Source organism: Thioalkalivibrio sulfidiphilus, assembly GCF_000377945.1.
In the GTDB taxonomy this organism is placed as follows: domain Bacteria; phylum Pseudomonadota; class Gammaproteobacteria; order Ectothiorhodospirales; family Ectothiorhodospiraceae; genus Thioalkalivibrio_A; species Thioalkalivibrio_A sulfidiphilus_A.
Genome location: NZ_KB898938.1, coordinates 47,990 through 70,476, shown reverse-complemented (window position 1 = coordinate 70,476; position 22,487 = coordinate 47,990). Strand labels below are relative to the sequence as shown.

General features: G+C 64.9%; 20 protein-coding genes and 1 pseudogene. 18 read left to right on the top strand and 3 right to left on the bottom strand.

Annotated features, from left to right (window positions below; genetic code table 11):
• Positions 1-262, top strand: a pseudogene (locus D580_RS0108915) (IS4 family transposase); the annotation flags it as partial.
• Positions 263-385: 123 nt separating this feature from the next.
• On the opposite strand, the gene D580_RS0108910 reads toward D580_RS0108915, so the two are convergent.
• From D580_RS0108910 to D580_RS0108900, 3 genes are all read right to left on the bottom strand, one after another.
• Positions 386-1,078: an HAD-IA family hydrolase gene (locus D580_RS0108910; protein WP_051081792.1), complete on the bottom strand. Its 693-nt coding sequence runs from the start codon at positions 1,076-1,078 to the stop codon at positions 386-388.
• An 8-nt stretch (positions 1,079-1,086) separates the two neighbouring features.
• On the bottom strand, positions 1,087-1,800 hold the full coding sequence (ubiG, locus tag D580_RS0108905; protein ID WP_018954058.1) for a bifunctional 2-polyprenyl-6-hydroxyphenol methylase/3-demethylubiquinol 3-O-methyltransferase UbiG: 714 nt from the start codon (positions 1,798-1,800) through the stop codon (positions 1,087-1,089).
• A gap of 140 nt (positions 1,801-1,940) precedes the next feature.
• Positions 1,941-3,260: a TRZ/ATZ family hydrolase gene (locus D580_RS0108900; RefSeq protein ID WP_018954057.1), complete on the bottom strand. Its 1,320-nt coding sequence runs from the start codon at positions 3,258-3,260 to the stop codon at positions 1,941-1,943.
• Between the two features lie 269 nt (positions 3,261-3,529).
• Here D580_RS0108900 and D580_RS0108895 point away from each other — a divergent pair, with 269 nt between their 5' ends.
• The 17 genes from D580_RS0108895 to D580_RS0108815 all read left to right on the top strand — a co-directional run bounded on the left by D580_RS0108895 (position 3,530) and on the right by D580_RS0108815 (position 22,389).
• A complete protein-coding gene (locus D580_RS0108895) occupies positions 3,530-4,771 on the top strand; it encodes an HD-GYP domain-containing protein (protein WP_018954056.1) in 1,242 nt (413 codons plus the stop codon).
• Between the two features lie 64 nt (positions 4,772-4,835).
• Positions 4,836-5,666, top strand: coding sequence for a mechanosensitive ion channel family protein (locus tag D580_RS0108890; protein WP_018954055.1), 831 nt, complete (start codon positions 4,836-4,838; stop codon positions 5,664-5,666).
• A 79-nt stretch (positions 5,667-5,745) separates the two neighbouring features.
• Positions 5,746-6,792, top strand: coding sequence for an S-methyl-5-thioribose-1-phosphate isomerase (mtnA, locus tag D580_RS0108885; RefSeq protein WP_026289843.1), 1,047 nt, complete (start codon positions 5,746-5,748; stop codon positions 6,790-6,792).
• 232 nt (positions 6,793-7,024) lie between these two features.
• The gene (gene gyrA / locus D580_RS0108880) at positions 7,025-9,619 is read left to right on the top strand and encodes a DNA gyrase subunit A (RefSeq protein WP_018954053.1); all 2,595 of its coding nucleotides are present in this window, start codon (positions 7,025-7,027) and stop codon (positions 9,617-9,619) included.
• 157 nt (positions 9,620-9,776) lie between these two features.
• Positions 9,777-10,859, top strand: coding sequence for a 3-phosphoserine/phosphohydroxythreonine transaminase (serC, locus tag D580_RS0108875; RefSeq protein WP_018954052.1), 1,083 nt, complete (start codon positions 9,777-9,779; stop codon positions 10,857-10,859).
• Positions 10,860-11,038: 179 nt separating this feature from the next.
• A complete protein-coding gene (locus D580_RS0108870) occupies positions 11,039-12,202 on the top strand; it encodes a phosphoglycerate dehydrogenase (RefSeq protein ID WP_018954051.1) in 1,164 nt (387 codons plus the stop codon).
• A 6-nt stretch (positions 12,203-12,208) separates the two neighbouring features.
• Entirely contained in the window at positions 12,209-13,297 is a 1,089-nt protein-coding gene (pheA, locus tag D580_RS0108865) for a prephenate dehydratase (protein ID WP_018954050.1), read from the top strand.
• A gap of 102 nt (positions 13,298-13,399) precedes the next feature.
• On the top strand, positions 13,400-14,521 hold the full coding sequence (gene hisC / locus D580_RS0108860; RefSeq protein ID WP_018954049.1) for a histidinol-phosphate transaminase: 1,122 nt from the start codon (positions 13,400-13,402) through the stop codon (positions 14,519-14,521).
• Positions 14,518-15,375 (top strand): prephenate dehydrogenase, encoded by an 858-nt coding sequence (locus D580_RS0108855; RefSeq protein ID WP_018954048.1) that lies wholly within the window; start codon positions 14,518-14,520, stop codon positions 15,373-15,375. Before hisC ends, D580_RS0108855 begins: the two co-directional genes overlap by 4 nt.
• Before the next feature lie 148 nt (positions 15,376-15,523).
• The gene (gene aroA / locus D580_RS0108850) at positions 15,524-16,849 is read left to right on the top strand and encodes a 3-phosphoshikimate 1-carboxyvinyltransferase (protein WP_018954047.1); all 1,326 of its coding nucleotides are present in this window, start codon (positions 15,524-15,526) and stop codon (positions 16,847-16,849) included.
• Entirely contained in the window at positions 16,846-17,523 is a 678-nt protein-coding gene (cmk, locus tag D580_RS0108845; protein ID WP_012638109.1) for a (d)CMP kinase, read from the top strand. The genes aroA and cmk overlap by 4 nt, the downstream gene beginning before the upstream one ends.
• A 105-nt stretch (positions 17,524-17,628) precedes the next feature.
• Entirely contained in the window at positions 17,629-19,305 is a 1,677-nt protein-coding gene (gene rpsA, locus D580_RS0108840; protein ID WP_018954046.1) for a 30S ribosomal protein S1, read from the top strand.
• Positions 19,306-19,459: 154 nt separating this feature from the next.
• The gene (locus tag D580_RS0108835) at positions 19,460-19,750 is read left to right on the top strand and encodes an integration host factor subunit beta (protein WP_012638111.1); all 291 of its coding nucleotides are present in this window, start codon (positions 19,460-19,462) and stop codon (positions 19,748-19,750) included.
• 44 nt (positions 19,751-19,794) lie between these two features.
• A complete protein-coding gene (locus D580_RS0108830) occupies positions 19,795-20,088 on the top strand; it encodes a LapA family protein (protein WP_018954045.1) in 294 nt (97 codons plus the stop codon).
• Between the two features lie 2 nt (positions 20,089-20,090).
• A complete protein-coding gene (gene lapB, locus D580_RS0108825) occupies positions 20,091-21,284 on the top strand; it encodes a lipopolysaccharide assembly protein LapB (protein ID WP_018954044.1) in 1,194 nt (397 codons plus the stop codon).
• Between the two features lie 17 nt (positions 21,285-21,301).
• Complete coding sequence (gene pyrF / locus D580_RS0108820) at positions 21,302-22,027, top strand: orotidine-5'-phosphate decarboxylase (protein WP_018954043.1); 726 nt, start codon at positions 21,302-21,304, stop codon at positions 22,025-22,027.
• Between the two features lie 92 nt (positions 22,028-22,119).
• Positions 22,120-22,389: a ComEA family DNA-binding protein gene (locus tag D580_RS0108815; protein WP_018954042.1), complete on the top strand. Its 270-nt coding sequence runs from the start codon at positions 22,120-22,122 to the stop codon at positions 22,387-22,389.
• Positions 22,390-22,487: the final 98 nt, after the last annotated feature.

Genomic DNA, 22,487 nt, shown 5'->3' with positions numbered 1-22,487 from the left:
CAAGCAACACCTGCGCATCAAGAAGTTCCTGGGGACCTCAGAGAATGCGGTCAAGACACAAATCTGGAGCGCCGTGTCGGTCTATGTGTTGGTGGCCATTGTCAAGAAACGATTGGACCCGCAGGTTTCTCTCTACACTTTGCTACAGATTTTCTCGATCACGCTGTTCGAGAAAATGCCGTTAAATGCGGCATTCTTGGATGCAAACTACAGCTGCGATGACCCTGAGTCTCGTAACCAATTGAATCTGTTCGATTCTTAACCGGACACTAGTGGGATTAAACACATCTTGAACAGCGCCTGAAACTCGCTCTACATCATGTTAATCATGTAAATCCTGTCCATTCCCTTTATTTCTCTGCGCCTCCGCGGCAAGCATCTGGTTTTACCGATGCCCCACAACCGGCAGCGGCTCATGGGTCCCCAGCATCCAGTCCAGGATCTCGCGGGGCTCGCGGATCATGCCGCTGGCGCCCCATTCGTCCGGGCGCTGGGTCTCGTCGATGTAGCCGTACAGGGCGATCAGGGTGGCCATGCCGGCGGCGCGGCCTGCCTGGATGTCCCGTTCGGCGTCGCCCACGTACAGGCACTCCACCGGCCGTGACCCGGCCAGTTCGCAGGCGTGCCACATGGGCAGGGGATGGGGTTTGCGTTCATCCACCGTGTCACCACTGACGATGCAGGCGGCCCGCTGGGCCAGACCCAGGGATTCCATCAGGGGATCGGTGAGGAAGGCGGGTTTGTTGGTCACCACGCCCCAGTTCAGCCCCTGGGATTCGATCCAGGCCAGCAGGGTCTCCATGCCCGGGAACAGGACCGTGTCCAGAAACAGGTTCTGGGCGTAGATCTCCAGGAATCGTTCGCGCAGGTGCTCGAACGCCTCCCCCTGGGCCTCGGGAAAGGCGAGCTTCACCAGGGCACTGGACCCGTGGGAGACATGGTTGCGCACGGCCTCGAAGGGCAGGGGCTCGCGGCCCCGCTCCCGGGACAGCAGGGCCTGGGCGGCATAGAGGTCCGGGGCGGTATCGGCCAGGGTGCCGTCCAGGTCGAACAGGATCGTCCGGTACGGCAGGTCCAGGGGCGCCCTCACGATTCCCTCGCGGTGTGCATGAGGTAGTTCACCTGCACGTCGTCATCCAGGCGGTATTCCCGGGTGAGCGGGTTGTAGCTCAGGCCGCCCACGTGGCGGGTCTCGAGACCGGCGGCGCGCACCCAGCGATTCAGCTCCGAGGGCTTGATGAAGCGGGCGTACTCGTGGGTGCCCCGGGGCAGGAGGCGCAGCAGGTACTCGGCCCCCACGATGGCGAACAGGAAGGCCCTGGGATTGCGGTTGATGGTGGAGAAGAACACGTGTCCGCCGGGCTTCACCAGGCGGGCGCAGGCGGCCACCACCGAGGCGGGGTCCGGCACATGCTCGAGCATCTCCATGCAGGTGACCACGTCGAAGGCGCCGGGCATCTCCTCGGCCAGCTGTTCCACCGGCATCTGCCGGTAGTCCACCTCGAGCCCCGTTTCCAGCAGGTGCATGCGTGCCACCTCCAGCGGGCCAGGGGCCATGTCGATGCCGGTCACCGTGGCGCCGCGCCGGGCCATGGATTCAGCCAGGATGCCGCCGCCGCACCCCACGTCCAGTACCCGGGCGCCGGCCAGGGGCGCGCGGCGCTCCACGTAGTCCAGGCGCAGGGGATTGATCTCGTGCAGGGGCTTGAACTCGCCTTCCGGGTCCCACCAGCGGTGAGCCAGGTCGTCGAACTTGGATACCTCGCGTGGATCCACGTTGGGGGCGGGATTGTTAGGCATGTCGGGTAAGGTCAGGAGTGTGGGCTACATGGTACAACATGGTGGGGAATTCAAAATTGAAAATTCAAGATTCAAGGCACGGCTGTGGATGTCCCCTTTGAATTTTGAATCTTGAATTTTGAATTGCTGTTGTCCCGCCTTCATGCGTTTGCCTTCAAGCGTTCCTGCCACGCCATCGCCCTGGCCTGGATCGCCTCCAGGTCCAGGGTCGTGAGGCGGCGGTCCTTGAGCAGGGCCTTGCCGGCCACCCAGACGTGTGTCACCTGCTGACGGCCCGTGGCATAGACCAGGTGCGAGACCGGGTGATACACGGGGCGGCTTTCCAGGGCGCCGAGATCCACGGCCACCACGTCCGCCGCCTTGCCGGGGACCAGGGAGCCGGTCTCCTCGCCGAGCCCCAGGGCCCGGGCACCGTTCAAGGTCGCCATGCGCAGGGCCGCGGCCGCGGGCAGGGCGGCGGCATCCCCGGCCACCCCCTTGGCCAGCAGCGCGGCGGTGCGCATCTCGCCCATCAGGTCCAGGTCGTTGTTGCTGGCGGCGCCGTCGGTGCCCAGGCACACGTTCACCCCGGCATCCAGGAGTTTCTGGACCGGACAGAAGCCGCTGGCCAGCTTGAGGTTCGATTCCGGGCAGTGCAGCACGTGGGCGCCAGCCTCGGCCAGGTGGGCGATCTCGGCATCTTCCAGCTGGGTCATGTGCACGGCGAGCAGGTTGGGACCCACCAGACCCAGCTGCGCCAGGCGCTCGAGGGGGCGCATGCCGAAGCGGGCCATGGATTCCTCCACCTCGTGGGCAGTCTCGTGCACGTGCATGTGCACCGGCAGGTCCAGCTCGTTGGCCAGGGTCCGGATGCGCTTGAGGGGCTCGTCGGAGACGGTGTAGGGCGCATGGGGCGCGAAGCAGAACGACAGCAGTGCCTCGTCCTTGTGGTCATCGTAGAGGGCCAGGCCCTTGGCGATGTACTCATCCGCATTGGCCGCCCAGGCGGTGGGGAAATCGATGACGATCAGGCCCAGTGCCGCGCGCATGCCCGCCCGTGCGGCGGCGTGGGCGGTGATCTCCGGGAAGAAGTACATGTCGTTGAAACAGGTCACCCCGCCGCGCAGCATCTCCGCCATGGCCAGCTGAGTGCCGTCCTCCACGAACTCCGCCCCCACCCAGCGGCCCTCTGCGGGCCAGATGTGGCCCTTGAGCCATTCCATCAGGGGCAGATCATCGGCCAGGCCGCGCATCAGGCTCATGGCGGCATGGGTGTGGGTGTTCACCAGCCCCGGGATCAGGGCGTGGTGGGGCAGCTCATGGACCGTGTCCGCCCGGTAGCGGCTATCGGCCTCGGCCGAAGGCAGGAGCGCCACGATGCGCCCGGCGCGGATGGCCAGGGCATGGTGTTCGAGGACGGTGTCGTCGGGCTCCACCGGAATGATCCAGCGTGCCTTGATGAGGGTGTCGATGGTTTCCATGGGCGCAAACGATACAGGCGACGGGGCGCACCGACAATCAGCGCCACCTTCAGGGCTCATCGTGGACAGAAGGCGGGCACGAACGGACAAACGGCGCTTTCCCCCGGAAGAAGCCGAGGTCGCTGCCTTGTGAGAATTTGCACTGGATCACATAATTACAGAACTCGTTGATGCATTGATGCGGCCCGGGCTGATGGCCTGCTCGGGGCATCACCAGATTCATCATCCCCATCCCACCACTGCCCACGTCCCAGGAACGCCTCCCTCGCATGCTGAAGAAGATTCAAGTGAAGCATCTGGTGGAAGGCATGTACATCAAGGAGATGTGCGGTTCCTGGCTCGAACATCCCTTCTGGCGCACCAGTTTCCTGCTCGATGATCCCAAGGACCTCGCCACCCTGAAGGCGAGCAGTGTCAGGGAGGTCTGGATCGATACGGACCGCGGCCTGGACGTGCAGGATGCGGCGAATGCGGTCATGGAGGCACGGAGCGAGGCCGAGATCGAGGCATCACTGGAGCGTGCCGCTGCCGGTGAGCGAGCCCGGGAAGACGTGCCCATCGCCGAGGAGCTCAATCGCGCCGCGAAGGTCTGCGCCAAGGCCAGGCAGGCCATGACCTCCATGTTCCAGGAGGCGCGCATGGGCAAGGCGGTGGACAATGCACTGGCGCGCAAGGTGGTCGAGGAGATCACCGATTCCGTCACCCGCAACGCGGGCGCACTGGTCAGCCTGGTGCGCCTGAAAAATGCCGACGATTACACCTACATGCACTCGGTCGCCGTGTGCGCCCTGATGATCGCCCTGGGACGCCAGCTCAATCTGGACGAGGACCAGATTCATTCTGCGGGCATCGCCGGCCTGATGCACGATCTGGGCAAGGCCGCCATGCCGCTCGAGGTGCTCAACAAGCCGGGCAAGCTCACGGATGAGGAATTCGCCATCATGAAGAGCCACCCCGGCGAAGGTCACCGGATGCTCCTTGAGGCCGGAGATGCCTTCGACGAAGTGACCCTGGATGTCTGCCTGCATCACCACGAAAAGGTCAATGGCTCCGGGTATCCCAAGGGGCTGGCAGGAGACCAGATCAGTCTCTACGCCAAGATGGGCGCGGTCTGCGATGTCTACGACGCCATCACCTCCAACCGGCCCTACAAGGCCGGCTGGGATCCTTCCGAATCCGTCCGCAGGATGGCGGAATGGGTCGACGGTCATTTCGATCCCGCCGTGTTCCAGGCCTTCGTCAAGAGCCTCGGCATCTACCCGATCGGATCGCTGGTGCGCCTGGACTCGGGCAAGATCGCCGTGGTGGTGGAGCAGTCCAAGCGCTCCCTGCTTAAACCGGTGGTGAAGGTCTTCTACTCCACCAAATCCAAGGGCCGGCTTGCGCCTAAGCTGGTGGATCTGTCCGCCCCCCTCTGCCAGGACAGCATCGCCGGCAGGGAAGACCCCGCCGCGTGGCAGTTCCCCGATATCAATGAGCTGTGGTCCGGCCTGCCGGGCGCCCCCTGGTGATCCATTGACGCATACCTTGTGAGGGTGCAGTCTGCATCGACTGAACCCTCACAAGGAGTCCTCCATGGAACCGCTCGAGATCATTACCCAGCCCGGATTCGTCGAACAGTACGCCATCCCCTGGAGCCTGCGCATCCTGGTTGCGCTGCTGATCTGGTTCATCGGTAAATGGATCGCCGGCAGGATCACCTCGGTGGTCAAGAAGGTCATGGCGAAGACCGGCATGGACGCGATGCTCGTGCAGTTCCTGGGCAACATCCTCTACACCCTGCTGCTGATCGCGGTGATCATCGCCGCCCTGGACCACCTGGGGCTGCAGACCACATCGCTCCTGGCCATCTTCGGTGCCGCCGGCCTGGCAGTGGGTCTGGCCCTGAAGGACTCCCTGTCCAACTTCTCCTCGGGCGTGATGCTGATCCTGTTCCGACCCTTCAAGGTGGGTGACTTCATCGAGGCCGCCGGCACCGCCGGAGTGGTGGAAGAGGTACGCATCTTCTCCACCATGATCCGCTCCGGAGACAACCGCCAGATCATCATCCCCAATGGCCAGATCTACGGCGGCACCATCGTCAACGTCTCCGCCAAGCCCACCCGGCGCATCGACCTGGTGTTTGGCATCGGTTACGGCGACGACCTCAAAAAGGCCAAGCAGATCATCGCCGAAGTGATCGCCGCCGACGAGCGCATTCTCCAGGACCCGGCGCCCAGCATCGCGCTGGGCGAGCTGGGGGACAGCAGTGTGGACATCAACGTGCGCCCCTGGGTCAACACCCCGGACTACTGGCCGGTGCGCGCCGACCTGCTGGAGAACGTCAAGCTGGCCTTCGATGCCAACGGCATCAGCATCCCCTTCCCGCAGCGGGACGTGCACCTGCACCAGGTGAAATCTGCCTGATCCCGCCATGCCCCGGGCATTCACGCCCGGGGTGTTTTGCGGTTTCGATGCCATCGCCTCAGGGGTACAATCCCGGCCCATGAAACCGACCGATCTCGCCTTCGATACCGTGCGCGCCGTCCTCTGGGACGGCACGTCCCTCAAGCTCCTGGATCAGCGCCGCCTGCCCCGGGAGACCGTCTACCTGGACATCCCGGATGCGAAGGCCGCCGCCGACGCCATCCGCGAGATGGTGGTGCGTGGCGCGCCAGCCATCGGCATCACCGCGGCCTACGGCGTGGTGCTGGCCGCCCGTCGCCTGCCCGCCGACACGCCGGACTGGCTGGATGTCCTGGGCCCGGATCTGGAGCGACTGGCCGCCTCCCGGCCCACGGCGGTGAACCTGTTCTGGGCCCTGGCGCGCATGAAGGCCGTGATCGGGCAGGGCGGGGCGGATCTGCCGGCGCGCCTGGAGGCCGAGGCGCGGCGTATCCATGAAGATGATCTCGCCGACAACCGGCGCATGGGGGAACTGGGCGCGGCGCTGATGGACCCCGCCGAGGCGGTGCTGACCCACTGCAACACCGGCTCCCTGGCCACCGGCGGCTACGGCACGGCACTGGGGGTGATCCGAAGCGCCTACGGCCAGCAGCGCATCAGGAAGGTCTACGCCGACGAGACCCGCCCCTGGCTGCAGGGCGCCCGGCTCACCGCCTGGGAACTGGTCCAGGACGGCATCCCCGTGGACCTGATCTGCGAGGGGGCGGCCGCCAGCCTGATGCGCACCGGCAAGATCGGCTGGGTGGTGGTGGGCGCCGACCGCATCGCCGCCAACGGCGACACCGCCAACAAGATCGGCACCTACGCCCTGGCGGTGCTGGCCCGCCACCACGGGGTGCGTTTCATGGTGGTGGCCCCCACCTCGACCATCGACATGGACACCCCCGACGGTGCCGGCATCCCCATCGAGGAGCGCCCCGTCTCCGAGGTCCTGAGCCTGGCCGGCCAGCCCGTGGCCGCCGAAGGGGCAGGGGCCTGGAACCCGGCCTTCGACGTGACCCCGGCGGCGCTGATCGACGCCATTGTCACGGAGAAGGGCGTGGTGGAGCGGCCTGATCGGGCGAAAATGACCGCCCTCATGAAGTAAGAAGTGGGAATTGGGAAGTGGGAGTTTAAAGTAAGAAGTGGGAAGTAGGAAGCAGCTTCAAGACCGCACCTGACAGTCCGTTTCGTGATTTCGCACTTCGCAATTCCTACTTCTAACTTCATGAGGGCCCCTGAGAGGCGCTCTGAGCCGTTTTCTCAATCGACCCTGACCCCGGGGTCGTGGTACTATTTCGCCTTTGTCAGTCCCGCCACAGAAGAGGGTTTCCCCCGGCATGGCAGAGTTCGCGAAAGAAGTCCTGCACGTCAATCTGGAAGACGAAATGCGCCAGTCCTACCTGGATTACGCCATGAGCGTGATCATCGGGCGGGCGCTCCCGGACGTCCGGGACGGTCTCAAACCGGTACATCGCCGGGTCCTGTATGCCATGCAGGAGCTGGGCAACGACTGGAACAAGCCCTACAAGAAGTCCGCCCGTGTGGTGGGTGACGTGATCGGTAAGTACCACCCCCACGGCGACACCGCCGTATACGACACCATCGTACGCATGGCCCAGCCCTTCTCCATGCGCTACATGCTGGTGGACGGCCAGGGCAACTTCGGCTCCGTGGACGGCGACGCCCCGGCGGCCATGCGATACACCGAGGTGCGCATGTCCAAGCTGGCCCACCAGCTGCTGGCCGACATCGACAAGGAGACGGTGGACTTCGTCGACAACTACGACGGCTCCGAGCGCGAGCCCTCGGTATTCCCCACTCGCCTGCCCAACCTGCTGATCAACGGCTCCGCCGGTATCGCCGTGGGCATGGCCACCAACATTCCGCCCCACAACCTGCGCGAGGTGGTGGATGCCTGCGTGGCCCTGATCGACGATCCGTCCATCGGCATCCCGCAGCTCATGGAACATCTGCCGGGCCCGGACTTCCCCACCGCGGCCGTGATCAACGGTGCGACCGGCATCCACGAGGCCTATCACACCGGCCGCGGACGGATCTACCTGCGTGCCCGTTCCCACGTGGAGACCGATGAGGGCAGCGGCCGCCAGAGCCTCGTGGTCACCGAACTGCCCTACCAGGTCAACAAGGCCCGGCTGCTGGAAAAGATCGCCGAGCTGGTCAAGGAGAAGAAGCTCGAGGGCATCAGCGAGCTGCGCGACGAGTCCGACAAGGACGGCATGCGCATGGTCATCGAGCTCAAGCGGGGCGAGGTACCCGAGGTCATCCTCAATAACCTTTACCAGCACACCCAGATGCAGAACGTGTTCGGCATCAACATGGTGGCCTTGGTGGATGGCCAACCGCGCCTGCTGGACCTCAAACAGGTACTGGAGGCCTTCCTGCGCCACCGCCGCGAGGTGGTCACCCGGCGCACCATCTACGACCTGCGCAAGGCCCGCGAACGCGCCCACGTCCTGGAAGGCCTGGCCGTTGCGCTGGCCAACATCGACGAGGTCATCGCCCTGATCAAGGCCTCCGCCAGTCCCGCCGAGGCCAAGGCCGGTCTGATGGGGCGCGCCTGGAAGTCCGGCGTGGTGGACGAGATGCTGGCCCGGGCCGGCGCCGCCACCTCCCGTCCCGAGGATCTGGATGCCGCATTCGGCATTCACGCCGACGGCTACTACCTCTCCGACGCCCAGGCCCAGGCCATCCTGGACCTGCGCCTGCACCGCCTCACCGGGCTGGAGCAGGAGAAGGTGGTCAGCGAGTACAAGGAGCTGCTGGAGAAGATCGACGACCTGCTGGATATCCTGGGCAGTCCCGACCGCCTGATGCAGGTGATCCGCGACGAGCTGCTGGAGATGCGTGAGCAGTTCGGCGACGAGCGACGCACCGAGATCATCGAAAGCCGCCTGGACCTGACGCTGGAAGACCTGATCACCGAGGAAGACGTGGTGGTGACCCTGTCTCACGCGGGTTACGCCAAGTACCAGCCGGTGAGCGCCTATCGCGCCCAGAAGCGCGGCGGGCGCGGCAAGTCCGCCATCAACGTCAAGGACGAGGACTTCATCGACCGTCTGGTGGTGTGCAGTACCCACGACACCATCCTGTGCTTCTCCAGCCGCGGCAAGGCCTACTGGCTGAAGGTCTACGAGCTGCCCCAGGGCAGTCGCGCCTCCCGCGGGAAGCCCATCGTCAACCTGCTGCCGCTGGAGGAGGGCGAACGCATCAACGCCATCCTGCCGGTGCGCGAGTACCAGGAAGACCTGTACGTGTTCATGGCCACCAGCAGCGGCACGGTGAAGAAGACCCCGCTGGTGGACTTCTCCCGCCCGCGCAGCAACGGCATCATCGCCGTGGACCTGCGCGAGGGTGACCAGCTGGTGGACGTGGCGATCACCGATGGCAGCCGCGATGTCATGCTGCTCACCTCCGCCGGCAAGGCGATCCGCTTCAGCGAGGAGCAGGTGCGCCCCATGGGTCGCACCGCCTGCGGCGTGCGCGGCGTGAGACTCGCCAAGGATCAGCGGGTGATCTCGCTCATCATCGTCGATGAGGGCACGGTGCTGATCGCCACGGAGAACGGCTACGGCAAGCGCACCCCGCCCGACGATTTCCCGGTCCACGGCCGTGGCGGTCAGGGCGTGATCGCCATCCAGACTGGCGGCCGCAACGGCGCCGTGGTGGGTGCAACGCTGGTGGCCGATGAGGACGAGGTGATGCTCATCACCGACGGTGGCACCCTGGTGCGCACCCCGGTGGCCGACATTTCCGTGCTGGGCCGCAACACCCAGGGCGTGCGTCTGATCCGTCTCACCGACCAGGAGCACCTGGTGGAACTGGCCCGGGTGGCCGGACTCAACGGCGAGGGCGATGAAGAAGACGGTGAAGACGAAGACGGTGGCGAGGACGCCGGCACAGAAGAGGCCTGATACCCGTAGCTTGGGGTGAGCGCAGCGAACCCCAACACGGCGGTCTCATGAAACTCGGCCCGTTGGGGTTCGCTGCGCTCACCCCAAGCTACGCCTGGCGACGCCAAACCCTGACAGATTTCCAGACAACCACAGCGAACCACAACCCGAGGTCCCCATGACGCGCGTGTTCAATTTCAGTGCAGGTCCCGCCATGCTGCCCGAGCCGGTGCTCGAAAAGGCCCGGGAGGAGATGCTGGACTGGAACGGTACCGGCATGTCGGTGATGGAGATGAGCCACCGGGGCAAGGCGTTCATGTCCATCGCCGAGGCCGCCGAACGTGACCTGCGCACCCTCATGGAGATCCCGGACAACTACAAGGTCCTGTTCCTGCAGGGTGGCGCATCGGCGCAGTTCGCCATGGTGCCCATGAACCTGCTGCGCGGCAAAAAGCGCGTCGATTACGTCAATACCGGCGCCTGGTCCAAGAAGGCCATCGAGGAGGCCCGCAAGTACGCAGACGTGAACGTGGTGGCCAGCAGCGAGGCGGATGGGTTCAATTCCGTGCCCGCCTTCGAGACCTGGCAACGCAGTGAGGACGCGGCCTATCTGCACTACACCCCCAACGAGACCATCGGCGGCGTCGAGTTTCCGTGGATCCCGGAGACCGGTGATGTGCCCCTGGTGGCGGACATGTCCTCCACCATCCTGTCCCGCCCCGTGGATGTCTCCCGTTTCGGCCTGATCTATGCCGGCGCCCAGAAGAACATCGGACCGGCGGGCCTGACCATCGTCATCGTGCGTGAGGACCTGATCGGCGAGACCCTCGCCGGCACGCCCACCATGTTCGATTACAAGGTGCACGCCGACAACGATTCCATGTACAACACCCCGCCCACCTACGGCTGGTACCTGGCCGGCCTGGTGTTCCAGTGGTTGCTGGGCCTGGGTGGTCTCAAGGCCATGGCACAGATCAATGAGCGCAAGGCTCGCAAGCTCTACGATGCCATCGACGGCTCGGACTTCTACGCCAATCCCGTGGACCCGGCCTGCCGATCCTGGATGAATGTGCCCTTCACCCTGGCCAATCCCGACCTGGACGGCGAGTTCCTCAAGGAGGCCGCCGCGCTGGGCCTGACGACCCTCAAGGGCCACCGCTCGGTGGGCGGCATGCGCGCCAGCATCTACAACGCCATGCCCGAGGCGGGCGTAAGCGCGCTGGTGGATTTCATGGCCGACTTCGAACAAAGAAGGGCTTGAGTCAGCTTGGCCAAGCAAACAACAAAGACACAAAACATGTTCTCGCAAAGGCGTGAAGACGCAAAGAAGTCATTTTGCTGAAACGTGTTTTTCCTTCGCGTGCTTTGCGTCTTGGCGAGAAATACTTATTGCTGTGACTTTATTCTTGCGGGCAACAGTTTATTTCAGGGCAGACAAACATGTATAAGATCCTGACGCTCAACAACATCTCCGTGAAGGGTCTGGATTGCTTTCCCCGGGACCATTACGAGATCGCCTCCGAGATGTCCCACCCGGACGCGGTGCTGGTGCGGTCCTTCAACATGCACGACATGGACCTGCCTGATGCGCTGAAGGCCATCGGCCGGGCCGGTGCCGGGGTGAACAACATCCCCGTCGAGGCCATGAGCGAGCGGGGCGTTGCTGTGTTCAACGCGCCCGGCGCCAACGCCAACGCGGTGAAGGAACTGGTGCTGGCGGGCATGTTCATGGCCGCGCGCAATCTCTGCGCCGCCTGGGACTACACCCGCAACCTGGATACCGCGGCACCGGATCTGGAACACCGGGTGGAGGCAGGCAAGAAGAAGTTCGTGGGCTTCGAACTGCCCGGCCGCATCCTGGGCGTCATCGGCCTGGGTGCCATCGGCGTGCGCATCGCCAACGCCGCCCGTGCCCTGGGCATGCAGGTGATCGGCTACGATCCCAAGATCACCGTGCGAAGCGCCTGGCAGTTGTCGTCCGACGTGCAGCATGCCGCCAGCGTGGATGACCTGCTGTCCCGCTCCGATTTCGTGACCTTCCATGTGCCGCTCAACGACGCCACCCACAACATGATCAACGCCGACCGTCTGGGCCGCATGAAGCCCGGCGCGGTGCTGCTCAACTTCGCACGGGCCGGCATCGTAGACGAGGAGGCGGTGTGCCGCGCCCTGGACGCGGGTCAGCTGCACGCCTACGTGTGCGATTTCCCCACGCCTGCCTTGCTGGCGAATCCCAAGGTCATCGCGCTGCCCCACCTGGGTGCCTCCACCCACGAGGCGGAGGAGAACTGCGCCGTGATCGTCGCCGAGCAGCTGCGGGAGTATCTGGAGAACGGCAACGTGCGCAATTCCGTCAACCTGCCCGAGGTGTTCCTGCCGAGGGCCGGCGACTCCCGGCTGGCGGTGATCAACCGCAACCTGCCCGACATGGTGGGCCAGATCTCCCACATCCTGGGCAAGGCCGGCCTGAACATCGTGCACATGGTCAACGAATCCCGGGGCGCCATCGCCTACACGATCATGGACGTGGAAGGCGAGATCACCGAAGATGCCGCCCGGGAGATCTCCGCCATCGATGGCGTCCTGCGTGTACGGGTGTTGTAGAGACTCATGAGCGAACAGGAATCACTGGAACAGATCCGGGCGCGCATCGATGCCCTGGACGATGAACTGCTCAGGCTGATCAGCGAGCGGGCCCGTTGTGCCCAGGCGGTGGCCAAGGTCAAGCGCGACGCGGATCCCAACGCCGAGTTCTATCGTCCCGAGCGCGAGGCGCAGATCCTGCGCAAGATCCAGCAGCGCAATCCAGGCCCTCTGGATGCCGAGGAGATGGCGCGCCTGTTCCGGGAGATCATGTCCGCCTGCCTCGCCCTGGAAGAACCCTTGAACGTCGCCTTCCTGGGTCCCGAGGGCACCTTCACCCAGGCGGCGGCCCTCAAGCACTTCGGCCACTCGGTGCACACTGTGCCCCTGGGTGCCATCGACGAGGTGTTCCGCGAGGTGGAGTCCGGCGCCGCCCATTACGGCGTGGTGCCGGTGGAAAACTCCACCGAGGGCGTGGTTACCCATACCCTGGACCGCTTCATGCAGTCGCCGCTCAAGATCTGCGGCGAGGTGGCCCTGCGCATCCATCATCACCTGATGGCGAAACCCGGCGTCGCGCGGGAACAGGTCAAGCGCATCTATTCCCACCAGCAGTCCCTCGCCCAGTGCCGGGAATGGCTGGACGCCAACCTGCCCCAGGCCGAGCGCATCCCGGTGAGCAGCAACGCAGTGGCCGCGCGGCGTGCCGCCGATGAGGAGGGTGCCGGCGCCATCGCCAGCCAGGCTGCCGCCGAGCGCTACGCGCTCAATGTCCTCAACGCCAACATCGAGGATGCCCCGGACAACACCACCCGTTTCCTGGTGATCGGCCAGCGGGCCAGCGGGCCGTCCGGCCGGGACAAGACCTCCTTGCTGCTGTCCACCCGCAACCGCCCCGGTTCCCTGTACCGGCTGCTGGAGCCCTTCGCCCGCGCGGACGTGAGCCTGACGCGCATCGAGTCCCGTCCCTCCCACTGCGTGAACTGGGATTACGTGTTCTTCATCGACGTGGAAGGCCACGAGGAAGACGACAAGGTGCGCCAGGCAATCGCGGCCCTGGAGCAGGAGGCGGATCTGGTCAAGGTGCTGGGGTCCTATCCCAGAGCGGTGCTATAGAGGCTGTCAGTTGTCCGTTGTCAGTGGTCAGTAGTTCAAAATACATCGCTGACTACAGATCACTGGCAACGGACAACTGACGACTGACAACGGACTAATCTCATGAGTTGTGACTATCGGGCCCTGGCGCTGGCCGGGGTGCAGAACCTGACCCCCTACCAGCCCGGCAAGCCCATCGAGGAGCTGGAGCGGGAACTGGGTATCCGCGAAAGCATCAAGCTTGCCTCAAACGAGAATCCCCTGGGCCCGAGCCCGAAGGCGCTCGAGGCCGTGCGCGCCCAACTGGGCGGCATCGCCCTGTACCCCGACGGCAACGGCTTTGCCCTGAAGCGGAGACTGGCCGAGCAGTTCGATGTCACGCCCTCGCGCATCACCCTGGGCAACGGTTCCAACGAGATCCTGGAGCTGGTGGCCCGTGCCTACCTGGCGCCGGGGCGCAATGCCGTGTTCAGCGCCCATGCGTTTGCCGTCTATCCCATCGTGGTGCAGGCGGTGGGCGCCGAGGCCCGGGTGGCACCGGCCAACGGACCCGAACATGCCATGCCCTACGGCCATGACCTGGACGCCATGGCGTCCCTGATCAATGCCGATACCCGAGTGGTGTTCGTGGCCAACCCCAACAACCCCACCGGCACCTGGCTGGACGAGGATGCGGTACACGGCTTCCTCAAACGCGTGCCCGAGGACACACTGGTGGTCATGGACGAGGCCTATTTCGAGTACGTGGAGGCGGATGGCTACCCGGACAGCAGCCGCTGGCTGGATACCTTTCCCAACCTGCTGCTGACCCGCACCTTCTCCAAGATCCACGGACTCGCGGGCCTGCGCATCGGTTACGCCGTCTCCGGCGAGGCGGTGGCGGACATCCTCAACCGGGTGCGCCAACCCTTCAACACCAACCTGCTGGCCCAGGCCGCCGCCGTGGCGGCACTGGACGACACCGACCACGTGAGCGAAAGCGTGCGCGTCAACCGGGAAGGCCTGGCCCAGGTGATGGACGCCTGCCGGGAACGCGGCCTGGGTTTCATCCCCTCGGTGGGCAATTTCCTGTCCATCGACATGGGCCGGGAGGCGGGCCCCGTGTACCAGGCCCTGTTGCGCGAGGGCGTGATCGTGCGTCCCATCGCCGGCTACGGCCTGCCCAATCACCTGCGGGTGACCATCGGCCGCGCGCACGAGAACGCCCGTTTCATTGCTGCCCTGGACAAGGTGCTGCGCACTTGATCCGCAAGCTCGCCATCTTCGGCGCCGGCCTGATCGGCGGTTCCCTGGCCCTGGCACTGCGCCGGGCCGGCTACTGCAAACAGGTGGTGGCCTGTTCCCGTTCCGAGGCGCACCTCAAGCGCGCCGTGGAACTGGGCGTGATCGACGCCTACAGCCTGGAACCGGCCGAGGCGGTACGAGACGCGGACATGGTGCTGCTGGCCGTGCCCCTGGGCGCCATGGAACCGGTGTGCCGCGCCATCGGCGATGCCCTAGCCCCGGATGCGGTGCTCACCGACGTGGGCAGTGCCAAGGCGAGCGTGGTGGCCGCGGTCAGCGCCGCCTTCGGCGAGCCGCCGGCCAGCTTCGTGCCCGGTCATCCCATCGCCGGCACGGAGAAGAGCGGCGTGGAGGCCGCCTTCCCGGAGCTGTATCAGGGGCGCCGGGTGATCCTCACGCCGCTGGCGCACACCCGTCCCGAAGCCGTGCAGAAGGTGCGCGCCATGTGGGAGGTGGCCGGCGCCGTGGTCGAGGAGATGAGTGTGGAACACCACGACGAGGTCCTGGCCGCCACCAGTCATTTGCCCCACCTGCTGGCCTTTGGCCTGGTGGACAGCCTGGCGCGCATGGGCGAGCGGGACGAGATCTTCCGTTACGCTGCGGGCGGTTTCCGGGATTTCACCCGCATCGCCTCCAGCGACCCGGTCATGTGGCGGGACATCTGCCTCGCCAACAGCCAGGCCATCCTCAAGGTGATGGCCCACTACCGGGAGGACCTGGACGGCATCACCGAGGCCGTCCAGCAGGGCGACGGCGACCGGCTACTGGAGATCTTCCAGCGGGCCAAGGCGGCCCGGGACCGGTTTTGTCATTGAGATTTTTTTCAACAGCTTCAACGCAAAGACGCAAAGACGCAAAGACGCAAAAAGGCAAGAAGTATCAATAAATCTTTGTAATGAGCCCTTTTGCGAGCTTTGCGTCTTCGCGTCTTAGCGTTGAAGGGTTTAAGGAACTTAATTCACCATGTCACAAGCGCATGAAATCGCATTCGAGGTCCAATCCGGCGGCAGGCTGGCCGGGCGCATCCGGGTGCCCGGGGACAAGTCCATTTCCCATCGTTCCATCATGCTGGGCTCCCTGGCCGAGGGCACCACGGAGGTCACCGGCTTCCTCAATGGTGAGGACTGCATGGCCACCCTCGCCGCCTTCCGGGCCATGGGCGTGGAGATCGACGGACCCAGGGAGGGCAGGGTGACCATCCAGGGTGTCGGCCTGCACGGCCTCAAGGCACCTGCCGGCCCCTTGGATCTCGGCAATTCCGGCACCTCCATGCGCCTCATGTCCGGCCTGCTGGCGGGGCAGGCCTTCGATACCATCCTGGTGGGCGATGCTTCCCTGACCAAGCGGCCCATGAAGCGGGTCACCGAGCCCCTGGCTGCCATGGGCGCCCGGATCGACACCAGCGCGACCGGCACGCCGCCCCTGCATGTGCACGGCGGCCAGACACTCAGGGGCATCGACTATCAAATGCCCATGGCCAGCGCCCAGGTGAAGTCCTGCCTGCTGCTGGCCGGCCTCTACGCCGAGGGCAGCACCTGCGTCACCGAGCCGGCCCCCACCCGGGACCACACCGAGCGCATGCTCACCGGCTTCGGTTATCCGGTGAGCCGCGAGGGCAACCGGGCCTGCGTCCAGGGCGGCGGGCGGCTCAAGGCCACCCGCATCGACGTGCCCGCGGACATCTCCTCGGCGGCCTTTTTCCTGGTGGGCGCCAGCATCGCCAAGGGCTCCGAGATCACCCTGGAACACGTGGGCATGAACCCCACCCGGGTGGGCGTGATCGATATCCTGCGGCTCATGGGTGCCGAGATCCACGTGGAGAACCCCCGGGAGGCGGGCGGTGAGCCGGTGGCCGACCTGCGGGTGGTGAGCGCGCCGCTTCGGGGCGTGCGCATTCCCGAGGAACTGGTGCCCCTGGCCATCGACGAATTCCCGGCCCTGTTCATTGCCGCCGCCTGTGCCGAGGGGGAGACCCTGCTCACCGGGGCCGAGGAACTGCGGGTCAAGGAGAGCGATCGCATCCAGGTGATGGCCGACGGCCTGCTGGCCTGCGGCATCGAGGCCGAGCCCACCCCGGACGGCATCCGCATCCGCGGCGGCCATCTGCGCGGCGCCACCGTGGACAGCCACGGGGATCACCGCATCGCCATGAGCTTCGCCATGGGGGCCCTGCGCGCCGAGGGGGCCATGCACATCCGCAACTGCGCCAACGTGAACACCTCCTTCCCGGGCTTCGTGGAACTCGCCGCAGGGGCAGGGCTCGCGATCACCCAGGGGCCCCAGTCGTGACGGCGCCGGTCATCACCATCGACGGACCCAGCGGTTCCGGCAAGGGCACCCTGAGCCGCCTGGTGGCGGAACGCCTGGGCTGGCACTGGCTGGACAGCGGCGCCCTGTACCGCCTGGTGGCCCTGGCCGCCCTGCGCCGGGGCATGGCCCTGGACGACGTGGCGGCCGTGGCGGAACTGGCACGGAACCTGGATGTGCGCTTCGAGGTGGACGGGCAGGGGGCCCCGGTGATCGTCCTGGATGGCGCCCCGGTGGGCGGGGAACTACGCACCGAGCAGGCCGGCAACGCCGCCTCCCGGGTGGCCGCCCTGCAGCCGGTGCGCGACGCCCTGCTGGACCGCCAGCGGGCCTTCCGGCAGGCCCCGGGGCTGGTGGCCGACGGCCGGGACATGGGCACCGTGGTGTTCAGCGATGCCCCCCTGAAGGTGTTTCTCACCGCCAGCTGCGAGGAGCGCGCCAGACGCCGTTATAAGCAGTTGAAAGAACAAGGACTTAGTGCTAACCTTCACGCCCTTTCGGAAGAGCTGGCCGAACGCGACCGCCGGGATGCCGAGCGGAGCGTGGCGCCATTGAAGCCGGCCGATGACGCGGTGGTCCTGGATTCCACCCATCTCGACATCGAATCCGTGCTCGAACAGGTGCTGCGACTGGCCGAAGAGAGAAATTTGACCTAAACATTAATGTTCAACGACCAGGACAGGATCGTCCCTCGGTCACAACACCATCAACCGGTCCGGGCAGGGAATGCACAGGATCCGCATTGCAGGTTCAATCAACTCATGAGTGAAAGTTTCGCGCAACTGTTCGAAGAGAGCATGGCCTTCACGCAGATGAAGCCAGGCAGCATCATCAACGGCACCGTCATTCACGTGACGCCCGACGTGGTGGTGATCAACGCAGGTCTGAAGTCTGAAGGCGTGGTCCCCGCCGACCAGTTCCTCAACGAAAGAGGGGAAATGGAAGTCAAGGTGGGCGACGTGGTCGAGGTGGCTCTCGAGAGCCCCGAAGACGGCTTCGGTGAAACCCGTCTGTCCCGCGAGAAGGCCAAGCGCGCGAAGGCCTGGGAACGCCTGGAAACCGCCATGGAAAGCGACCAGACCATCACCGGCATGATCTCCGGCAAGGTCAAGGGCGGCTTCACCGTGGAACTCGGCGACATCCGCGCCTTCCTTCCCGGTTCCCTCGTCGATGTGCGCCCGGTGCGCGACACCGCCTACCTGGAAGGCAAGGAGTTGGAGTTCAAGCTCATCAAGCTCGACCAGCGCCGTAACAACGTCGTTGTCTCCCGCCGCGCCGTGGTGGAGAAGGAATACAGCGCCGAGCGCGACGAACTGCTCAAGAACCTGCAGGAAGGCATGGTGCTCAAGGGCATCGTCAAGAACCTCACCGACTACGGTGCGTTCCTGGACCTGGGCGGCATCGACGGCCTGCTGCACATCACCGACATGGCCTGGAAGCGCGTCAAGCATCCCTCCGAGGTGGTGGAGATCGGTCAGGAGATCGAGGTCAAGGTGCTCAAGTTCGACCGCGAGCGTAACCGGGTATCCCTCGGTCTGAAGCAGCTGGGCGATGACCCCTGGGAGAACATCACCCGTCGTTACCCCATTGGCTCCCGCCTGTTCGGCAAGGTCACCAACATCACCGACTATGGCTGCTTCGTGGAAATCGAAGACGGCGTGGAAGGCCTGGTGCACGTGTCCGAGATGGACTGGACCAACAAGAACATCGCCCCCAACAAGATGGTCGCCGTGGGTGACGAGGTTGAAGTGATGATCCTCGACATCGACGAGGAGCGTCGCCGCATCTCCCTGGGCATCAAGCAGTGCAAGCCCAATCCCTGGGAAGAGTTCGCCGCCACCCACAACAAGGGTGAGAAGGTCTCCGGTGTCATCAAGTCCATCACCGACTTCGGCATCTTCGTGGGCCTGGACGGTGGCATCGACGGCCTGGTGCATCTCTCCGACCTGTCCTGGAACATGGAAGGCGAAGAGGCCGTGCGCAACTACAAGAAGGGCGACGAGATCGAGGCCGTGGTACTGGCCGTGGATCCGGAGCGCGAGCGCATCTCCCTGGGCGTGAAGCAGCTGGACAAGGATCCCTTCTCCAACTTCGTGGCCGAACACGCCAAGGGCAGCATCGTCAAGGGCGTGGTCAAGGAAGTGGACGCCAAGGCTGCCATCGTGGAGCTGGCCGACAGCGTGGATGGCGTGCTGCGCGCCTCCGAACTGTCCCGCGACCGCGTGGAAGACGTGCGTTCCGTGCTCAACGTGGGCGATACGGTGGAAGCCAAGTTCATGGGCGTGGATCGCAAGAACCGCACCGTGACCCTGTCCATCAAGGCGAAGGATTATGCCGAGGAAGCCGAGGCGCTGCAGGACTACAGCAGCAGCTCCGGCTCCGCCACCACCTCCCTTGGGGATCTCCTCAAGGAGCAGATGGGTTCCAAGGACAAGTAAGGCAAGTCGGTAACAAAGCCGGTCGGGCATCTGCCCGGCCGGCCTTTTGTGCCGGATTTTTGTGCGATGGGCAGGCCGGAGATCTCACGCCGGCGTCCATGCTCCACAGTCCCGAACGTGTTCTATCACGTAACCCAGTGGCGGAGACCCTGTGATGACCAAGTCCGAACTCATCGAGATCCTTGCTCGCAAGCAGAGCCACCTGGCCTACAAGGACGTGGAACTCTCGGTGAAGACCATGCTGGAGCATCTCAGTCAGGCCCTGGCAACCGGTGACCGCATCGAGATTCGCGGCTTCGGCAGCTTTTCCCTGCATTTCCGCCCGCCGCGTGTGGGCCGCAATCCCAAGACCGGCGAGACCGTTTCCCTGCCGGGCAAATACGTACCCCATTTCAAACCGGGTAAGGAGTTGCGTGAACGGGTCAATGCCGTCCACGAACAGTAGGTCCGTACCGTTTTCCTGAAACACCAACCCATGGAGTATCCAGAGTGCGCAAGCTGATCCTGCTGCTGGCCCTGGCTCTGGCCGTCCTGATCGGCGCGACATTCTCCCTGCTGAACGCAGGCTCCGTGGCGGTGAATCTCTACGTGGGCGAGGTGCAACTGCCTCTGTCCATCCTGATCTTCCTGAGCATCCTCATCGGTTCGGTGTTGGGCGCATTCGCCTGTACCGGTTTCATCCTGCGCCACCTCAATGACAACCGGAAACTGCGCAAGCGCATCCGGCTGGCCGAGGAGGAGCTCAACCAGTTGCGCAAGATCCCCATCAAGGACTCCTACTGATCATGACCGAGTTGCTCTGGCTGCTACTTCCTGTCGCAGCCGCCTCGGGCTGGCTGGCCGCGCGCCGCACCGGGCGCAAATCCAAACGGACCTTCAGTGGCGCCCTGTCCGAGGACTACATCAAGGGCCTCAACTACCTGCTCAACGAGCAGTCCGACCGCGCCCTGGCGGTGTTCATCGACATGGTGGACGTGGACTCCGACACGGTGGAGACCCATCTCATCCTGGGCAGCCTGTTCAGGCGCCGGGGTGAAGTGGATCGCGCCATCCGCATTCACCAGAACCTGATTGCACGCCCCAACCTGGAACCCCGCCAGCGTGCCAACGCTTTGCTGGAACTGGGCCGGGACTACATGAAGGCGGGCGTGCTGGACCGGGCCGAGGGCCTGTTCCGGGAACTGATCAGCACCGGCTACCTGGAGGCCGAGGCCTACGGGCGGCTCAGGGCACTCTACGAGCAGGAAAAGGAGTGGGATCGTGCCATCTGGGCCGCCGAGCACCTGCGACGCTTCAGTGCCGAGCCCCAGAATCAACACATCGCCCACTATCACTGCGAGCTGGGCGAGCAGGCGTTCCGCAACGGCGATCCCGCAAAGGCGGCAAGCCATGCCCGCAAGGCTCTGGCCAGCGATCGCAACTCTGCCCGTGCCAGTATCCTGCTCGGTGATCTGGCCGTGGCCGAACAGGATGACCGCCAGGCGCTGAAGCATTTCAGCCGCGTGCTGGAACAGCATCCGGACTTCGCCATCCTGGTGCTGGATCGCGTGCGCACCGCCTATACCAGGCTCAACGACAACTCGGGCTACGAACGTTTCCTGGCGCGCCTGCGTGCACAGGATGCCTGCCAGACCACGCTGCTGGCGCACATCGATGCGCTTCATGCCGAGGGCCGGGAAACAGAGGTGGATCAGCTGATCGACCACGAGTTATCCCGGGGCAAACTGACCCTGCCGGCCCTTCAGGCCTATCTCAAGATCCAGTCCGGCAGGGTGGAGGATGCGGCTGCAGGCGAGGTACTCAACCGCGCCGCGCATGCCCTGGAACATTACCTGCACCTGCGCCCGCTGTATCGCTGCACCCATTGCGGGTTCAGCTCGCGCAGCCATTTCTGGTGCTGCCCCGGCTGCCACCAGTGGAGCACCATCAAGCCCTGGGAACTGCACGCCGAGCGACCCCAGACGGTCCTGAGCCCCTGAACAAGAGCCGATCATTCATGCCTGTCACAGACAAAGACCCCCGTATCATCGTCGCCCTGGATTTTCCGGATGCCGGCCAGGCCCTGGAATTCACTGCCAGGCTGGACCCTGATGCCTGCCGCCTCAAGGTGGGCTTCGAGCTGTTCGTCAGTGCCGGTCCGGCCCTGGTGGAGAAGCTGGTGGCGGCGGGCTTCGATGTATTCCTGGACCTGAAATTTCACGACATCCCCAACACCGTCGCCTCCGCCTGCCGGGCCGCATCCCAACTGGGTGTGTGGATGATGAACGTGCACGCCTCGGGTGGCGGCCGTATGCTTCAGGCAGCCCGGGAGGCCCTGGAAGGCCAGTCCCACCGACCCAGGCTCATCGCCGTGACCGTGCTGACCTCCATGGACGAGCGGGACCTGGATGAACTGGGCCTGGGTAAGGACGTGGGCCGGCTTGCCGAGGCCCTGGCCGGACTGACCGCCGCCAGTGGCCTGGACGGTGTGGTCTGCTCCGCCAGCGAGGCACCGATGCTGCGCCAGCGCCACGGCGAGGATTTCCTGCTGGTGACCCCGGGCATCCGTCCGCGCAGTGCGGAACAGGATGACCAGCGCCGCGTGATGACACCCGCCGAGGCGATCCGTGCCGGATCGAGCTACCTGGTGGTGGGCCGTCCCATTACCCGCGCCGAGGCGCCCATGGAGGTGCTGGAGGCCATGAACGCGGAGATCCGAGGGGCGCATTTGCATTCCGTGTAATGCCTGATAGACTCAGTTTCGTCCCGGCCAGGCAACCTGAAAGGTTCGGGATGACCAAGGAACGCCATGGAAACCGAAAGGAGGCATAGGTCATGAAACATCTGTCTGTCATTGCGCTCGCAATCCTGCTGTTCTTCTCCCTGCCGGCATTCGCCGGCTCCCCCGATGCGCGCATCAACGTGAATACCGCCGATGTGCAGGCACTCACTCAGCTCACCGGCATCGGTCCGTCCCGTGCGGAGGCGATCATTGCCCATCGGGAGCAGCATGGCCCGTTCCGCTCCCTGCATGAGCTGACCCGGGTCAGCGGTATCGGCGAACGGACGGTACAGGAGAACCGGGAGCGCATCGCGTTCGAATGATCCGGTACCGGCCCTGCCGGTCAGGATCCACCTCAACGGCCCCGTCGGCCCTCCAGCCGGCGGGGCCGTTGTGTTATGGTTTGCATCCTCATCCACAG

Coding starts and splice junctions, on each gene's coding strand:
- ubiG (WP_018954058.1), bottom strand. CDS start 1,800: ATGCCTAACAATCCCGCCCCCAACGTGGATCCACGCGAGGTATCCAAG.
- D580_RS0108900 (WP_018954057.1), bottom strand. CDS start 3,260: ATGGAAACCATCGACACCCTCATCAAGGCACGCTGGATCATTCCGGTG.
- D580_RS0108895 (WP_018954056.1), top strand. CDS start 3,530: ATGCTGAAGAAGATTCAAGTGAAGCATCTGGTGGAAGGCATGTACATC.
- D580_RS0108890 (WP_018954055.1), top strand. CDS start 4,836: ATGGAACCGCTCGAGATCATTACCCAGCCCGGATTCGTCGAACAGTAC.
- mtnA (WP_026289843.1), top strand. CDS start 5,746: ATGAAACCGACCGATCTCGCCTTCGATACCGTGCGCGCCGTCCTCTGG.
- gyrA (WP_018954053.1), top strand. CDS start 7,025: ATGGCAGAGTTCGCGAAAGAAGTCCTGCACGTCAATCTGGAAGACGAA.
- serC (WP_018954052.1), top strand. CDS start 9,777: ATGACGCGCGTGTTCAATTTCAGTGCAGGTCCCGCCATGCTGCCCGAG.
- D580_RS0108870 (WP_018954051.1), top strand. CDS start 11,039: ATGTATAAGATCCTGACGCTCAACAACATCTCCGTGAAGGGTCTGGAT.
- pheA (WP_018954050.1), top strand. CDS start 12,209: ATGAGCGAACAGGAATCACTGGAACAGATCCGGGCGCGCATCGATGCC.
- hisC (WP_018954049.1), top strand. CDS start 13,400: ATGAGTTGTGACTATCGGGCCCTGGCGCTGGCCGGGGTGCAGAACCTG.
- aroA (WP_018954047.1), top strand. CDS start 15,524: ATGTCACAAGCGCATGAAATCGCATTCGAGGTCCAATCCGGCGGCAGG.
- rpsA (WP_018954046.1), top strand. CDS start 17,629: ATGAGTGAAAGTTTCGCGCAACTGTTCGAAGAGAGCATGGCCTTCACG.
- D580_RS0108835 (WP_012638111.1), top strand. CDS start 19,460: ATGACCAAGTCCGAACTCATCGAGATCCTTGCTCGCAAGCAGAGCCAC.
- lapB (WP_018954044.1), top strand. CDS start 20,091: ATGACCGAGTTGCTCTGGCTGCTACTTCCTGTCGCAGCCGCCTCGGGC.
- pyrF (WP_018954043.1), top strand. CDS start 21,302: ATGCCTGTCACAGACAAAGACCCCCGTATCATCGTCGCCCTGGATTTT.
- D580_RS0108815 (WP_018954042.1), top strand. CDS start 22,120: ATGAAACATCTGTCTGTCATTGCGCTCGCAATCCTGCTGTTCTTCTCC.